Source organism: Embleya sp. AB8, assembly GCF_049739465.1.
Lineage (GTDB): Bacteria > Actinomycetota > Actinomycetes > Streptomycetales > Streptomycetaceae > Embleya.
Map to the genome: position 1 here is coordinate 101,582 of NZ_JBMHHY010000030.1, position 12,549 is coordinate 114,130.

Annotated in this window: 5 protein-coding genes; 2 read left to right on the forward strand and 3 right to left on the reverse strand. The window is 72.1% G+C overall.

Annotated features, from left to right (window positions below; all coding sequences use genetic code 11):
* Positions 1-34: 34 nt before the first annotated feature.
* Together ABIA38_RS36080 and ABIA38_RS36085 are read right to left on the reverse strand one after the other, a co-directional pair.
* The gene (locus ABIA38_RS36080; RefSeq protein WP_424643176.1) at positions 35-1,861 is read right to left on the reverse strand and encodes a non-ribosomal peptide synthetase; all 1,827 of its coding nucleotides are present in this window, start codon (positions 1,859-1,861) and stop codon (positions 35-37) included.
* Positions 1,858-7,905, reverse strand: coding sequence for an acyltransferase domain-containing protein (locus tag ABIA38_RS36085; protein WP_424643177.1), 6,048 nt, complete (start codon positions 7,903-7,905; stop codon positions 1,858-1,860). The genes ABIA38_RS36080 and ABIA38_RS36085 overlap by 4 nt, the downstream gene beginning before the upstream one ends.
* 611 nt (positions 7,906-8,516) lie before the next feature.
* Here ABIA38_RS36085 and ABIA38_RS36090 point away from each other — a divergent pair.
* Both ABIA38_RS36090 and ABIA38_RS36095 read left to right on the forward strand, forming a co-directional pair.
* A complete protein-coding gene (locus tag ABIA38_RS36090) occupies positions 8,517-8,702 on the forward strand; it encodes a hypothetical protein (RefSeq protein WP_424643178.1) in 186 nt (61 codons plus the stop codon).
* Positions 8,699-10,045 carry an MFS transporter gene (locus ABIA38_RS36095; RefSeq protein ID WP_424643179.1) on the forward strand — a complete coding sequence of 449 codons (1,347 nt, stop codon included), beginning with the start codon at positions 8,699-8,701 and terminating at the stop codon, positions 10,043-10,045. The genes ABIA38_RS36090 and ABIA38_RS36095 overlap by 4 nt, the downstream gene beginning before the upstream one ends.
* Positions 10,046-10,132: 87 nt before the next feature.
* Here the strand turns inward: ABIA38_RS36095 and ABIA38_RS36100 are convergent, their stop codons facing one another.
* Positions 10,133-12,514: a protein kinase domain-containing protein gene (locus ABIA38_RS36100; RefSeq protein ID WP_424643180.1), complete on the reverse strand. Its 2,382-nt coding sequence runs from the start codon at positions 12,512-12,514 to the stop codon at positions 10,133-10,135.
* Positions 12,515-12,549 lie beyond the last annotated feature (35 nt).

The window sequence follows — 12,549 nt, forward strand, 5'->3', positions numbered from 1 at the left end:
AGGGCTCCTGCCTCGAAGTGGAGTCGGTGCCGGCTCAGTTGCCGGGGGAGCCGGCGCGCCCGCGCAGTGCGGCGCGGCGGGCGGTGGCGCGGCGGCGCGCGGACTGGACCGCCTCGGAGTCCGAGCCGGCGCCGCCGGCGTCGTCGAGCCAGCGGCCGAGGGAGTGGATGTCGCGGAAGCTGAACAGGTCGGGCACCCGCACGCGGCGGTCGAATCGCCGGGTCATCAGCCGGGCCAGCCGGATCAGCAGCAGCGAGTCGCCGCCGAGGTCGTAGAAGGCGGCCCGGATGTCGATGCTCGCCGGTTCCAGGTCGAGCAGTTGCCCCCAGATCTCGGACAGCGCCACCTCGGTCGGGGTGCCGGCGGCCGTCACGGGTCCGCCGCCGGCGGCGGCCGGCGGCTCGGGCAGCGCGGCGCGGTCGAGCTTTCCGCCCGGCGTCACCGGGAGCGCGCTCAGGACCACGATCGTCGCGGGCACCAGGTACTCGGGCAGGTCGGCGGCGAGCCTGCCGGTGATGGTGCTCCGGAGTCCGGCGTCGGACCGGACCCCGTCCCCCGATTCGCCCTCGGGCACGATGTAGCCGACGAGTCTGTTGCCGCGGACGGCGGCGGCGGCTTCCCGGACCTCGGGGCAGCCGGTCAGCCGGGCCTCGACCTCCTCCAGCTCGATCCGGTGGCCGCGCAGCTTGACCTGGTGGTCGGTGCGGCCGACGAAGGCCAGCTCGCCGTGGTCGGTCCGGGTGACGATGTCACCGGTGCGGTACATGCGTTCGCCCGCCAGGAACGGGTCCGGCACGAAACGTTCGGCGGTGGTGCGTGGCCGGTCGACGTAGCCGTGGGCGAGGCCGACGCCGCCGAGGTAGAGCTCACCGGGCAGCCCGGCCGGCAGCGGCTTCAGGTTCTCGTCGAGCACGTACACCCGGGCGCCGGGCGACGGCGTGCCGATCGAGGGCTCACCGGTCTCGTCGCGCGGGACCGGCTTGACCGCGCAGAAGACGGTTCCCTCGGTGGGGCCGTAGGCGTTGAAGACACGGTCGGCGCCGGTTTCCCGATACGCCCGGTCCACCAGCTTGCGCCGCAGGGGTTCGCCGCCGAACACGATCGTGCGCAGGTTCGCCGGCAGGGCGCCGGCGTCGAGCAGGCCGTTCATCGCCGACGGGATGATGTTGAGGTGGGTGATCCGGTCGGCGTATCGGCTCTCCGGCAGGTGCACGGCGCTTTCCACGAGCACGACGGCGCCGCCCCGGCACAGCGCGGCGAAGATCTCCATCACGGACATGTCGAAGCAGACCGAGCCGGCCGCGGAAACGCCGCTCAGGTCGCAGTCGGCGAAGATCCGGTCCATGTCCGCCAACATCGCGATGCAGCCGCCGTGTCGGACGGCCACGCCCTTGGGCCGGCCGGTGGATCCCGAGGTGTAGATCACGTACGCGGTGTCGCCGGGCACCGTCGGCACGGGCCGCTCGCCGGGCTCGGTCGTCACCCGCTCGCCCAGCACGACCACGGTGGGACCGGCCGGACAGTTGGCCCGGGACGCGGGCGTGGTCAGCAGCAGGCGGGTCCCGCTGTCCCGGACCATGAAGTCCAGCCGCCCGGCCGGATATCTCGGGTCCAGCGGCACGTAGCACGAGCCGGTGCGCAGCACGGCGAGGATGCCGACGAGCAGGTTCGGCGTACGTTCGACGCAGACGCCGATCGGGACGCCGGGGCCGGCTCCGTCGGCGACGAGTCGTTCGGCCAGAGCGTACGACTGCTCGCCCAACTCGCGGTAGGTCAGCACGCCGGCGTCGGAGTAGACCGCGGGCGCGTCGGGGTTCTTCGCCGCCTGTTCGAGGAACTCGGCGTGCAGGGTCTCGGTCACCGGTTTGTCTCCTTCGCCCGGTCACTCGGCGAGATGTCCTCGAGTGCCCGGTCGGGGTGGGCGATCGCGTCGAAGAGCACGGTGCGGTAGCGGGTGAGCAGTGCCGTCACGGTCTGCCTCTCCAGGTAGCCGGGTTTGTACTGGATGTGGCCGACCACTTCGCCGCCGATCTCGGCCATCGAGATCTCCAGGTCGAACTTGGCAAGGTGCCTGCGCACCGGAAGCGGCTCCAGCGGCAGCGCGCCGTCGGGCGCGATGGTGTCGCCGATGCCGTGGAAGAGCTTGACCGAGCGGGGAAACGCGTCCGCGGACAGCCAGTTCAGCACGACGTCGAACCACGGCGAACGGCCCTCGGCCCTGGGCGGTTTCAGGGCGGACGCCAGTAGGTCGAGCGGGTAGTTCAGGTGCTCGATCAGGCCGAGCGAGAAGGTGTGGACCTCGCGCAGCAACTCTCGGAAAGCGCGCCGCCCGGCCGGCTTCGCCCGGACCAGCACGGTGTTCAGGTAGTAGCCGACGGCGGACTCCCAGCCGGGCCGGCCGCGTTGGGCGACGGCGGTGGCCAGTACGGAGTCCTCGACGCCGGCCACCCGGTTGAGCGTGGCGAAGAAGCCGGCCAGCACGACGGTGCTGATCGACACCCCCTCGCGCACCGCGAACTCCCGCAGTCGGCGGGTCTCTTCGACGCTCCACCGGAACGTGAGATCGCGACCCTCGTAGCTGACCCCGGGAGGTCGCTCCATGGTGGACAGGTCCAGGTGGGCGGGCGGGTCGGCCAGCTGCCGCGACCACCAGCCCAGGGCCGCGGCAGCCGCCGGGCCGGCCAGCCACTGCCGCTCCCACTCGACGAACTCCGTGTAGGGGGCCGCCGGTTCGCGCGCGGCGGGGTCGGCACCGGCGTAGAACTCCTGGAGCTCGCGGATCATCACGTCGGCCGACGCCGCGTCCGAGGCGATGTGGTGCACGAGGATCAGCAGGTGGTGGTCCGCCGGCCCACGCCTGATCAGCACCACGCGGACCAGCGGCCCGTGGTCCAGGTCCAGCGGCAGGTGCCCGTACTCGGCGAGTTCCTCGCGGGCCTGTTCGTCGTCCAGGCGCGTGCCGTCCACGACCAGGAACTCGTACACCGGGTCGTCGAGGACGACCTGATACGGGCTGCCGCCCGCCTCGACGAAGATCGTGCGCAGCGCGGGATGCCGGGCCACCACGGCCGACACGGCGCGCTCCAGCGCCCGTTCGTCGACGGCGCTCCGGATCCGGGCGGCCACCATGAAGTTGTAGGGCACGGCGTCCGGTGCGATCTGCTGCATGAACCACAGCGAGGCCTGGCCGTGCGAGGCCGGTGCCGGTTCGAAACCCAGATCGTCGGCGCGCAGCCGGTCGAGTGGTGGTGTGTCGGTGGGGGCCAACAACCCGCGCGCGATCAGTTCCTCCACCAGTTCCTCGGCGTCCAGGTCGGACAGGTCGTCGAGGAACGCTCGGGCCGGCGCGGCGTCGGGCGCCGATGCCGGTTCGGTCACCGCCCTCGGCGGCGCCTGCGCCGTCCGGGCCGGCCCCGTGGCCGCGGGCGCTGCCGGCTGGACCGCCGCGGTCGTGGCCGGCCCGCCGACGACCTCGGCGAGGTGGTCGACCAGTTCGGCGATGGTCCGGTCGTCGAGGAACACCACCGGCGACACCCGCTGCCCGAACAACGACTGCACCCGGTTGACCAGACGGATCGCCAACATCGAGTCGAGACCGAAGTCGCGCAGGCTCGCGCCCGCCTCGAACCGGTGCTCCGGCACCCCCAACACGTCGGAGATCTCACCGAGGACGACCTCCCGCGCCGACCGGTCCGCCACGATCGGGACCGTCGACTCGGCCGCGATTTCGACCGCCGGCGCGGGCGCGGCGTCGACGCGCGGCGCGGTGTCCAGCCAGTAACGCTCCTTCTGCCACTGCACGAGCGGGGTCGCCACCACCTCGACGTCGTCGGCGAACAACGACTCGAACGCCAACGGCAGGCCCCGGACATACAACGACGCGGCGGCCCCCAGCAGGCAGCGCAGGTCGCTCTCGGCGCGTCGCAGGGAGTTGATCGCGTGCACCCGGGCACCCCGGGTCAGCGCGATCTCCTCGACCGCGCCGCGCAACGTCTCGTGCGGGCCGATCTCGACGAAGGTGGTGACACCGTCGTCGACCAGCGCACCGATCGTCGCGGCGAACCGGACCTGATTGCGTAGGTTGTGCACCCAGTAGTCGACGTCGAGCACCGGGTTCACCGTGTCGGCCAGCGCCGTGGAGTGGAAGTCGATGGTGCCGGTCGACGGGGTGATGCCGGCGACGAGTTCGCGCAGCGGCCGGAGCAGCGGATCCATGCCGGGGCTGTGCACCGGCCGTTCGACCCGGATGTTCCTGGTCGCGATCCCGGCCCGGCGCAGGTCGGCCTCGAGGGCGCGGACGGCGTCGGGCGAGCCGGAGACCGCCGCACTGGTGGGACTGTTCACCACGGCGACGGCCAGGTCCCCGGCGTACGGGGCGAGCCACGGCAGCAGTTCCCGCTCCGGCAGGTCGACCGAGATCATCGCGCCGGGGGCCGCGACCCGTTCGAGCAGATGCGACCGGGCGACCACGACGCGGGCGGCGTCGGCCAACGACAATGCGCCCGCCACGCACGCGGCGGCGACCTCGCCCAGGCTGTGCCCCACCACGGCGGTCGGTCGGATGCCCAGGTCGAGCCAGACCTGCGCCAGCGAGACCTGGAGGGCGAACAACACCGGTTGCTGGACGTCCATTTCCTCGAACCCGGCCTGCTCGGCCGGGGCGGCGAGGCGGTCGAGCACCGAGCAGCCGCCGGCCGCGCGCACGGCGGCGTCGCACGCCTGCATCCGGGTACGGAAACCGGCGTGCACGCGCATGAGTTCGCGGCCCATGCCGACCCAGTGCGTGCCGCCACCGGAGAACACCAGCGCCACCCGCCGGTCGCCGTTGCCGACCACCGTGCCTGCGACGACCTCGGGGTGCGGCCCACCGGCGGCGAACCGGGCGAGTCCGTCCAGGACTTCCCGACGGTTGCGGGCGAACAACACCATCCGGTGGTTGTGATGGGTACGCCTGGTCGCGAGCGTGTAGGCGAGGTCGCCGACCCGCAGCCCGGCGTCGCGTTCGACATGGTTGGACAGCTCACGACAGGTGTCGGCCAACGCGGCCGCCGAGGGCGCCGTGACGGGTACCAGATGCACCCGTTCGTCGGCCGAGCCGCCGCCGCCCCGGCTCGGCGCGACGTGTCGGCCCCGGTCGCCCGCGAGAAACGGGCCGACCGTGACGGGGTGGCCGGCCGCGTACAACGCGCCGAGTGTGCCCAGCAGGGTCCAGGCCTCGTCGGTGCCGCGCCGCATCGACGGCAGCGTGGTCGCGGTCAGCACCTCCGCCACGGACTTGAGCAGCACGGGATGCGGACCGACTTCGAGCACGGCGTCGATGTCGTGCCCGCGCAGGGTGGTCAGCGCGTCGACCATCCGGATCTCCCCGCGCAGGTTGTTCGCCCAGTAGTTCGGCCCCAGTTCCGCACCGTCGACGAGTTCGCCGGTGACCGTGGAGATCATCGGGATGCGCGTGGTCCGCGGCGCGAGGTCGGCGAGTTCGGCCCGCAGCGGGGCGAGCACATGGTCGACCAGCGGCGAGTGCGGCGCGTGGCCCATCCGCACCCGATGGCTCGTGACGCCCGCACCGGTCAGTCGGCGGACCAGTTCGTCGATCTCCGGTGGTGTGCCGGTGACCAGGGTGGAGTTCGGGCCGTTGTACCCGGAAACGGTGAGTTGGCCGGTCAGGTACTGCTTGACGACGTCCGCACCGGCGGTGACCACGATGCCCTCGCCCCGGCCGACGGCCAGTTGTTGGAGCAGCCGACCGTGGGCGGCGGCCAGCTGGGAGGCGTCCGCGAAGTCCAGCGCACCCGCGATGTGGGAGGCGGCGAACTCGCCGACACTCTGTCCCACCACCACGTCGGGCTCCACCCCCAGCGAGCGCCAGGCGTCGGCCAAGGCGACCTGCAGGCAGAACAGCAGCGGCTGAAAGACGTCCATGTCGTCGAGGCGGCCATCGGGCGCCAACAGTTGGTCGACGAGCGAGAAACCCAACAGGTCCCGCATCCGCCGATCGGAGCGCATCATCGACCGGCGGAACACCGGCATCCCGGCGAGCAGTTGCCGGCCCATGCCCACCCACTGCGAACCGTTGCCGGAGAACAGGAACGCCACCCGGGGTCTGCGTTCGGCCCGCTCCCCGACACCCGGTTCCCCGACACTCAACCCGGCGGCCGTCGAACCGGCCACGAAGGCATCCAGCTGCGCCCTGAGCTCGGCCGTGTCCCGCGCGGCGGCGGCGAGCCGGAACCCGCCCTCGCCCGGAGCCCGCCCGCAGTTCGCCCGCAGGTCGTGCTCGGCCCGCAGCGCCGAGGCCCGCTCGACCAGCGCCTCCCGGGAGTCCTCGGCCAGCAGCAGGAGTGCGCCCTCGGGGCGCGGCAACTCCTCTACGACGACGTGACAGATCGCGCCGCCGAAACCGAACGAACTCACCCCCGCCCGGCGGGCGTCGGACCGGCGCGGCCACGCGGTCGATCGATCCTGCACCGTGAGGTGGTACTCGTCGAACAGGATCCGCGGGTTCGGGGTGACGTAGTGCAGGCTCGCCGGCAGCACCCCGTTGCGGATCGACAGCGCGAGTTTGACCAGGCCGACGATGCCGGCCGCCGCCTCCAGATGCCCGACGTTGGACTTGACCGAACCGAGCCGCAGCGGCACCCCACGATCGCCGCCCAGGACCGCGCCGATGGCATTGACCTCGATCGGGTCGCCGAGCGGCGTCGCGGAGCCGTGGCACTCGATGTAGTCCACGAGGGCCGGGGCGATGCCGGCCCGTCGGTAGGCGGCGCGCAACATGCGCTCCTGCGCCTGGGGATTCGGCGCCGTCATGCCGTTGCTCAGCCCGTCGTTGTTCGCCGAGGTGCCCTTGAGCAGGCAGTAGACCGGCAACTCGCGTTCGAGCGCCACGCTCAGCGGGGCGAGCACCACGACCCCGGCGCCCTCACCGCGGACGTAGCCGTCGGCCCGGGCGTCGAACGTCTTGCACCGGCCGTCCGGGGCGAGCGCGCCCATCCGGTCCATGGCGGTGTAGTAGTCGGAGACGAAGCTAAGGTTCACGCCACCGGCCAGCACCAATTCGCTCTCGCCCATCCAGATCGACTGGCAGCCCAGGTGCACCGACACCAGCGATCCGGCGCAGGCCGCGTCGATGGCCATGCTCGGGCCCTGCAGGCCGAGGACGTAGGAGACGCGGTTGGCGATGATGCCGTCGTGCATGCCGGTGGCGGTGTGCGGGGTGATTTGGCTGTCGGGACCGCGATAGTGGGCCAGTGCGGCGTAGTCGCTCCAGCAGGAGGCCATGAACACGCCGGTGTCGCTGCCGACCAGGCCGAGCGGCGGGACACCGGCGTCCTCCAGTGCCTCCCAGGCCAGTTCCAACACCAGGCGCTGCTGCGGGTCCATCTGGACGGCTTCGCGGGGGGAGATGCCGAAGAACAGCGGATCGAACCGGTCGATGCCGTCGATGAACCCGCCCCACCGCACCGCGTCGCCCAGGAGCTCGCGCCGGGCGGCCGGCACCGGGCCGACGGCGTCGCGGCCCTCGGCCAGTAGTTGCCAGAACGAGGACGGGTCCGGTCCGCCGGGGAACCGGCAGCCGATGCCCACGATCGCGATGGGCTCGCGCGCGGGCATCCGGCGATCGTTGCCCGCGGCCGTTTCCGCCGCACGCGGGCCGTCGACGAGCGCCCGGGACAGTTCGTCGATGGTCGGGTATTGCCACATCCAGGTGACCGGAACTCGGCGGCCGAGGAATTCGGACAATGCGCCGGCAAGCGTCGCCGCCTTGAGCGAATCCAGACCATATCGGTGCATCGGCGCCCAGCGATCCACTTCGCCCTCGGATACGTCGAGCAGTTCGACGACCCGAGAAAGCAGAAACTCCGATACCGCGCGCAAATCTCGTGCTCCGTGCTCTTGGGGCATTTCGGCTCCTCGGCAGGGCGGAAGGAAGTGACCGGGGCGACCCGGCGGCCGGCGGATTGCCGGCTCGGAAACTCCGGAGGTCGATCGGCGGTCCGGTCGGTCGATTTCCGGCGGCCGCGGTTCGGGACGACCGCCCGGCGGTTCGCCTGCCGGTGTACGGCGTCCGTACGGCGTCCGGGCACCGGTCGAGTTGATTCGCGAATGTGTCGACTTCGGGGGCGTGTACACAAAAATCTTCACTTGTCCGGCCGCGGCCGGCGAGCGTCGAGACCCGCTTTGTCCGAACTGGAAATTGTGCGAACCGAGGTGGACCGAATTACCAGGCACTTTCCCGACCGGCACCACAGACTGCCACTCTGTTAATGGTGGGACAAGTGTGATTCGCAGGCCGGCGAGATTTGATCCATAAAGTGTCCGATTCCTTTGTTCAGGGATGATGGTCGTGCGGTGGTTCGGACGTGATGGGCAACAGAAAGCATTCTTGTTCGACATGTGCGGTCGGGAGCGGCTGCGCCGGGGGATCGTGGGCGATCCGGTGCCGAATACGCTTCGGCGGCACCCGAGTCGGGCAGGGCTGGACACCAAGTGGGCGGCACTGCAAGCTGCTTGCCATGACAATCACGAACGGCGGGCCGGAGTCGACCGGCGCCCGGCTCGACCCCGCGCGCGGCAGCGTGGGGACGTCCGTAGCGGTCGCGGGTGAAGCGGTCGGCCGATTACGGCCCGCCCGGCGCCTCCCGCGGCCAACCGTCGGCCGGACCCGCGACGGCGGCGAGTTCCTCGGCGGCCTCGCATGACGGATACCACGGCGGTGCAACGGCACCGGCCGGGCCTGGCACTCGGGGTGCTGGCCGGCGCACTGGGACTGGACGTGAGCGGTCTCGGGGTGCTCAATGCCGCACTGCCGTCCGTCGGCGAACGTTTCGACCTGGACGACGCCACGCTCCAGTGGGTGATGACCGCCTACGCCGTCACGTTCGCCGGCTTCCTGCTCGTGGGCGGGCGCCTGGCCGATGTATTCGGCCGACGGCGGGTGTTCGCCGTCGGTATCGCCGTGTTCACGGCGTCCGCGGCGGTCGGGGCACTGGCGCCGGACACCGCGGTGCTGCTCGCCGCGCGGGCCGCCCAGGGCGTCGGCGCGGCCCTGTCGGGTCCCGCCGCACTGGCCCTGCTGACCGAGGTGTTTCCGGCCGGTCCGGCGCGCAACCGAGCACTCGGTGTGTACGCCGCGGTCGGCGCCGCGAGCTTCAGCGGCGGGGTGATGCTGGGCGGCGTACTGACCCAATTCCTCGGCTGGCGATCGGTGTTGTGGTTCTCGGTGGTGGTGGGACTGGCCGTGCTGGCCGCGACCCGCGCCGGACTGCCGCACGGTGTCGGACACGGCGGCCGGGTGGACCTGCCCGGCGCGGTGTTCGGCACGTTCGGCCTGATCCTGCTGATCGTCGGCGTCAGCAGCAGCGGCGCGTTGGCCTGGAGCGCGGTGGGCGCGGCGGTGCTCTTCCTGCTCCTGTTCGTCGGGTGGGAACGCCGCACCGTCGACCCGGTGCTTCCGCTCGGCCTCTTTCGGATCGCATCGGTACGGTCCGCGAGCCTGGCGGCGTTCCTCCAGTACACCGGCTCGATCGGGATGGTGTTCTTCGCGCCGCTGTATCTGCAGGGGATGCTGGACTATTCCCCGGTCGAGTCCGGCCTCGCGCTGGTACCGATGTCGCTGGCCGTGTTCCTCACCGCCAACTTCGCCACCGGACGCCTGCTGACCAGGCACACGCCGCGCAAGCTGATGACCGTCGGGCTCGTCCTGATCGGCGCGGGAGCGGCGCTGTGGCTGGGCACCCCGGACCACGGCGGCTATGTGCAGTACGTGCTGCCCGGCCTGGTGGTCAGCGGCATCGGCCAGGGACTGAACTTCCCCTCGATGACGTCCGCCGCGCTCACCGGAGTTCCGCCGCAACGACACGCGGTCGCCGGGGCTGTGAACGTCGTGGCCCAGCAGGTCGGCGCCGGTGTCGGAGTGGCGGCCATGGTCCTGGTCTCCGCGCACGGCAGCGACCGGCTCAACGGCTACCACCTCGCCTACCTCGCGGCCGCCATCGCCTGTGTGCTCGGCGCGGTGGCCATCGCGCTGACGCCACAGACCTGACCGGCAACGACCCGCCTCCCCGGGCGACTCGGGGAGGCGGTCGGCGACCCGACGGACGCGGGCTCGGCACGGGTGCCTCGTCTGCGGCTACCCGCCCGCGTCGATCGCGGTGATTCGGAATCCGTGTCCGATCAGCACGGTGCCCGCGCCGGCCACCAGGATCGGCTCGATACCGTCTCCGGTGCCCCGGACCGGGAACGGGTGTTTCCACCGGGTCGTCCCGGAGGTCGCGTCGACCGCCCACAGTGTTCCGGTGGTGTCCGCGACATACACGTTGCCGAAGTCGTAACGAACCCAGACGTTTTCCTTCGGGCGCAGCCGGAGGCTCGTGGATCCGCCGGGAATCGAGCTGCGCCAGCGCGATACGCCCGTCTTTGCGTCGAGGCAGAAGAGCGTGGTCCGGGTGGTGGCGAAGACCGTGCCGCCGTCGGCGTCCGAGGCGCAGTCCGTGAAGCTCTCGCCGGCCGCGCCGGCCGGGAACGCCCACACCTGCTTTCCGCTGCCGGGCTCGACGAGGTAGACCTTGTCCGAGCAGTAGACGAAGCCGCCGCCGGCCCAACAGACGGGGAACCGTTGGTCGTTCGGGGGGTCGTCATTCGTTGTCGACACCGGCGACGGGGTCTTGCTCCAGCCGCGCGCGCCCCGGCGCGTCGCGTCGAGCGTGGTGAGCCGCCCGTCCCGGCGCCACGCGCCGTCGCCGCGCAGCAGCAGGTCCGGGCCGCGTGGGGGGACGAACAACCCGGCGACGTCCTTGCCCACGGCCTCCCACACACCGGCCCGGGTCTTGAGGTCGACGGCCCAGACGAACCCGGGGAGTGGCCCCTCGGCACCGCCGGATGCCCGGCCGGTGACGAAGGCGACGCCGTCGACGACACCGGACACCCCATCGGGAATCCACTCGGCACGCGGAATCGGGAGCGTCCACAGCTGTGTTCCGGTGCCGGGCCGGACAGCGCTCAGCACGAACTTCCGGAAGGCGATGTCCGGGCCGGCGCCGGTGAGGTAGACCGTCTGGTCGTCTCCGGCGGCGGAGCCGCCGCCGGTCCAATCCACGACCAGGGGCAGCGTCCACCGCGGTCGGCCCGCGCCGGTGTCGAATGCGTCCCGGCCACTCGTGCCGGCGGCGATGACCGAACCCCCGTACACGGCCAAGTCGGAGATCGGGCTACTCGCGTTGGCCGTCCACTTCGTCGCGGCCGCGGGCCCGTCCAGGACACCCTGCCTGCCGGTTGGCGCCGACAGCGGTGGGTGCGGGACGACCGGAGGTGGTGCCGGGGCGCCGGGCGGCGACGCGGACCCGAAGCCGGCCCCGGCCGGCGTCGGGGCCGCTCCCCGGCCCGAACCGCCGTTTTGCGACAGCAGGATGGCCGCCGCACCGCCGGAGACCGTCACCGCCGCGCCCGCGGCGAGGCCGAGCAGCAGCCGCCTGCGGGAGGGTTGCTGCCGGACCGGTGCCGGCGGGCTCTCGACAGCGAACCCCCCGGGCGGTGCGGGAGCGGAGGCCGTGGTCCAGGCAGCCGATTCGGTGACCGTCTCCACGGCCGAGTACTCGGTTCCCGACCCGCTCGCCGCGCCGGACGAAGCCGGCAACCCGGTCAGGACGTCCGCCGCGCGGTCGACGTCGCGTGTCACCGCCTCCGGCAACCAACTCCGGGTGAGCGGATGGGCGCCTCCCCGGCCGACGAAGTCGATGAGCGCGTGCGGCGTCGGACGGCGCGCGGGGTCCTTGTCCAGACAGGCCGCGACCACATCCCGGATGGCGGCCGGCAACGGGGAGGTGTCGGCCTGATCACCGATGACGCGCCTGAGTACGGCGGCGGGCGGGCCGCTGCCGAACGGCCGCTGCCCGGACGCCGCGTACAACATCGTCGCGCCCAGCGCGAACACGTCGCTCGCCGCGCTCACCGGCCGGCCCAGGGACTGCTCGGGCGACATGTAGCCCGGCGACCCCACGGTGCTGCCCTCCCGGGTGAAGGAGGCGCCGTCCAGTGCGCGGGCGATGCCGAAGTCGATGACATGGGGGCCGTCCGGCGCCAGCAGCACGTTGCCGGGCTTCAGATCGCGGTGGACCACCCCCGCCGCGTGGATGCGGACCAACGCCTCGGACAGCCCGGCCAACAACATGCGCAGCGACGACTCGGGCAGCGGGCCGTGCCGTTGCACGGCTTCGGACAGCGACAGGCCCGGGACGAACGCCGTCGCCATCCACGGCGGGTCGCCGTCCGGGTCGGCGTCCACGACCGGCGCGGTGAACGCGCCGGACACCCGCCGCGCGGCCGCCACCTCGGCGCGGAACCGGTTTCGGAAGTGCTCGTCGGCCGCGTAGTCGGCGCGGATGACCTTCACCGCGACGGCGCGACCGGCGGCCGAGCGGCCCAGGTAGACCTTGCCCATGCCGCCCGCACCGAGCGGGAGGAGCAGGACGTACGGGCCGACCCGCCGCGGGTCCGAGGCGTCGAGCTGTTCCATGGTCGGCTGCTGTCACCTTCTTGTTCGTGAACACC

What these genes read in the sequence shown, in the direction of transcription:
- ABIA38_RS36085 (WP_424643177.1), bottom strand. Translation starts at nt 7,905, where the DNA reads ATGCCCCAAGAGCACGGAGCACGAGATTTGCGCGCGGTATCGGAGTTT.
- ABIA38_RS36090 (WP_424643178.1), top strand. Translation starts at nt 8,517, where the DNA reads ATGACAATCACGAACGGCGGGCCGGAGTCGACCGGCGCCCGGCTCGAC.
- ABIA38_RS36095 (WP_424643179.1), top strand. Translation starts at nt 8,699, where the DNA reads ATGACGGATACCACGGCGGTGCAACGGCACCGGCCGGGCCTGGCACTC.
- ABIA38_RS36100 (WP_424643180.1), bottom strand. Translation starts at nt 12,514, where the DNA reads ATGGAACAGCTCGACGCCTCGGACCCGCGGCGGGTCGGCCCGTACGTC.